This is a genomic window from Nocardia alni (genome assembly GCF_019038435.1).
GTDB classification, from domain to species: Bacteria; Actinomycetota; Actinomycetes; order Mycobacteriales; family Mycobacteriaceae; genus Nocardia; species Nocardia alni.
Window position 1 is genome coordinate 1 of the sequence record NZ_JAGPOX010000286.1, and the last position, 3,226, is coordinate 3,226.

Genomic DNA, 3,226 nt, shown 5'->3' on the forward strand with positions numbered 1-3,226 from the left:
GTGCGCAGGTCCGGGTAGCGGCGGCGGGGGTCGCGGGGATCGGGGTGAGGCCGCGTCTGGCGCTGAGGCGGACGTATCAGGCGACCTGGAGAATCCTGGTCAACGGGTGGCTCGCGACCCGGTCGCGAGCCGGAGTATCAAGCAGCGCAGTCGGTTTCGCGATCGGATCTGGGCGGCGCACGCCCGGATCCGAGCGCGTCGGCTGTGCGGGGGCCGGGGTCTGGACGTCGTCCGGGTTGTCGGTGGCAGCGCGTACGGTGGTCGTGACGGTGAGGGTGTCCGGCTCCACGTGCGCGGCGCCCGGGAAAGGAGCCCCGCATGCTGGGACGGATTGTGGATCGGCTGCTCGGTCTGCCGGCGGCCGTTGTGCCGGAACCGGTGGTGCACAGCGACATTCCGATCCCGATGCCGGACGGGGTCACGCTGCGGGCCGACTGGTATCGGCCCGCGGGCGCGGATGCCATGCCGGTGGTGTTGATCCGCACCCCGTACGGGCGGCGGGGGCCGCTGGCGCAGGTGTTCGGTTCGGTGTTCGCCCGGCGCGGGTTTCAGGTGGTGGTCCAGAGCACGCGCGGGACGTTCGGGTCCGGCGGTGAGTTCCGGCCCTTCCTGCACGAGAAGCAGGACGGTCTGGCGACTGTCGCGTGGCTTCGTGAGCAGCCGTGGTGCGATGGCCGGATCGCGATGGCCGGGGCCAGCTATCTCGGGCACACCCAGTGGGCGATCGCGCCGTACGCCGATCCGCCGCTCGAGGCGATCTGCCTGGGCGTCACGGGCTCGGATTTCACCGGCATCTTCTACCGCGGCGGTGCGCTGGCCCTGGACGATCTACTCGGGTGGTCGGCCTCGATCGGTCGCCAGGAGGACCGGTTCGCCGCGCTGCGTGCCGCGCTACGGCGGCGCCGGGTGCACGAGACCACCTCGACCCTGCCGCTCGCGGGCGCCGATGTCGCGGCGATCGGGCGGCACGTGCCCTTCTTCGCCGACGTCAGCGAGAATGCGGAGACCCCCGAATTCTGGTCGCCGATCGTGCACGATCCCGCCGCGGTGAGCACCCCGATCAGCATGGTCGCCGGATGGTACGACCTGTTCCTGCCCGATCAGCTGCGCGATTTCGAGAAGGTCCGCGCGACAGGGAATCCCGCGCGGATCCTCGTCGGGCCGTGGAGCCACGGCGAGCCGGCCAGTTTCGGTCCGATGCTCACCGACCAGGTCGACTTCCTGGCCGCGCATCTGCACGGCGACCGCGCCGTGCTGCATCGCGCGCCGGTGCGTCTGTACCTTCAGCAGGCCGGCCACTGGCTGGATTTCGACCAGTGGCCGCCGAAGGCGACAGAGCGGCGGATGTACCTGCCTGACCTGAGCGATGTCTCAGGTGACGCGCGCCCCGATGAATTCACCTACGACCCGGCCGATCCGACGCCGTCTGTCGGTGGCCCACTGCTGTTCGGCAAGGCCAAACAGCAGGACAACCGCGCGACCGAGGCACGGCCGGACGTCCTGGTCTATACGGGCGAACCGCTGGCCGCGGACCTGGACGTGGTGGGCGAGCCGATCGCGACGGTGCGGCTGCGCACCGAACTGGCGAATGCCGATGTGTTCGTGCGGATCTGCGATGTGGATCCGACCGGCGTGTCCCGCAACGTCACCGACGGCATCGTGCGATTGCACGAGCGGGCCGACGGTCCGATCGAGATCGCGCTGTTCCCCACGGCGTACCGGTTCCGGCGCGGGCATCGGGTGCGTGTGCAGGTGGCCGGTGGGGCGTTCCCCCGTTTCAGCCGCAACCACGGCACGGGGGAACCGGTGGCCGGTGCGGTCGCCACGAAGACATGCCGGTTCGAGGTATTCCACGAGCCTGAGCATCCGTCGTATTTGACCCTGCCGATCTTGGCGGAGTGAATCCATGTCGGCTGGCCGTCGATACTGAGCAGCGCAGGGGCCCACTGAGCGATCCGTGGTCGTTGTACCGGATAGATCCGCGAATCTTGTTCGCTGCTGCGGGTTCCGCGTGTCGATCGAGTCCTGGTCGACATCGATCGACCGGGGTGCACGGACTCTCGGCATCCTGAATCCAAACTGAACAGCAAATCCGATTGTGCGCGAGGGAGATTCGCGGTACGACAGTGGTAGGTTGCGCGGGTCACCGATTGGGTACGCGGCGCTGTCAGGCGCTGCCGATCCAGGTGATGGTATTGCGATGACACAAGCGTGAGGTGAGTGAGAATGCAACCGACGGCCGGATCTACCGAACCGGGCCCGCACACGATCGAGCAGTGGCGTGCCTACCTGGCCGACTATGGCGCCGACGTGCTGCGCGTGGCGGCACGTGAGCTAACCGAAGTCAGCGACCAGCAGCGGGCCGCCGGTTGGCTGGGCTTCGAGGGGGCGAGCGAGGAGCAGCTGACAGAGCTGGAGCAGCGGCTCGGTACCCGGCTGCCGCCCAGCTATCGCGCGTTTCTCGGCGCCTCCGACGGCTGGTTGCACCTGAGTTCGTTCATGTGGGAGATGGGCACGACCAGCACCGTCTCCTGGCAGACCGAGTCGGACGCCGGGTTGGGCGGCGATTACTTCGACGACGATGACGACGATGACGAGATGTCCGCGGAGAACGCGATGCTCGACCGCGCTCTCCTGATCTCGGGCCACGGCGACGCACAGTACTGGCTGCTCGACCCGGGAGACGTGTCCGAGGATGGGGAGTGGGCCGCATACATCTGGGCGAGCTGGTACCCGGGCCTGGGCGAGCGGCACACGTCGTTCGCCGAGCTGGTCCGAGCCGAGCGCGTCACCTTCGAGAGGCTCGCGGGATACGACGGTCGCGGCGTGCATCCGGAGGGGGTGGAGGAACTCCTGGCCCAGGGGCGCGCACAGGCGCTGCGGGGCGAGGTCGAGCAAGCGACGGAGAGTTTCGAGCGGGCCGCGGTCAAGGGGTCGGGCGCCGGAATGTATCTCGAGACCATCCTGGGCGCGTTCCTGGACCTGCGGTTCGTCCACCACAGGATTCGCAACAACGTCTTCGGCCGGGAACACGTCATCGCGGAGGTCGGGGAGGATCAGGTACGCGCCGAGGCTGTCCCCCTGTATCTGCGCCGGTCGGTAGAGGAGCACGGCCCACTCATCGGACTGCCGCGCCTGGACACCCTCAGCCGTCTTGTCCCCGAACTGACCTTCTCACCAGGAGAATCCAACGCCGCCTGGATCGAACGCGCCGCCGCTCACGTAT

General features: G+C 68.5%; 3 protein-coding genes. 2 read left to right on the top strand and 1 reads right to left on the bottom strand.

Annotation, left to right across the window (positions count from 1 at the left end):
* Positions 1-76 precede the first annotated feature (76 nt).
* Positions 77-289 carry a hypothetical protein gene (locus tag JZ791_RS43775; protein WP_216903833.1) on the bottom strand — a complete coding sequence of 71 codons (213 nt, stop codon included), beginning with the start codon at positions 287-289 and terminating at the stop codon, positions 77-79.
* A 29-nt stretch (positions 290-318) separates the two neighbouring features.
* Here JZ791_RS43775 and JZ791_RS43780 point away from each other — a divergent pair, with 29 nt between their 5' ends.
* Together JZ791_RS43780 and JZ791_RS43785 are read left to right on the top strand one after the other, a co-directional pair.
* On the top strand, positions 319-1,902 hold the full coding sequence (locus JZ791_RS43780) for a CocE/NonD family hydrolase (protein WP_216903835.1): 1,584 nt from the start codon (positions 319-321) through the stop codon (positions 1,900-1,902).
* A gap of 324 nt (positions 1,903-2,226) precedes the next feature.
* Positions 2,227-3,226, top strand: a 1,000-nt coding sequence (locus tag JZ791_RS43785; protein ID WP_216903837.1) for an SMI1/KNR4 family protein, incomplete at its 3' end; no start/stop codon positions are given.

Bases quoted from the DNA above. Each gene is read 5' to 3' on its own strand.
- JZ791_RS43780 (WP_216903835.1), top strand. From the start codon at position 319: ATGCTGGGACGGATTGTGGATCGGCTGCTCGGTCTGCCGGCGGCCGTT.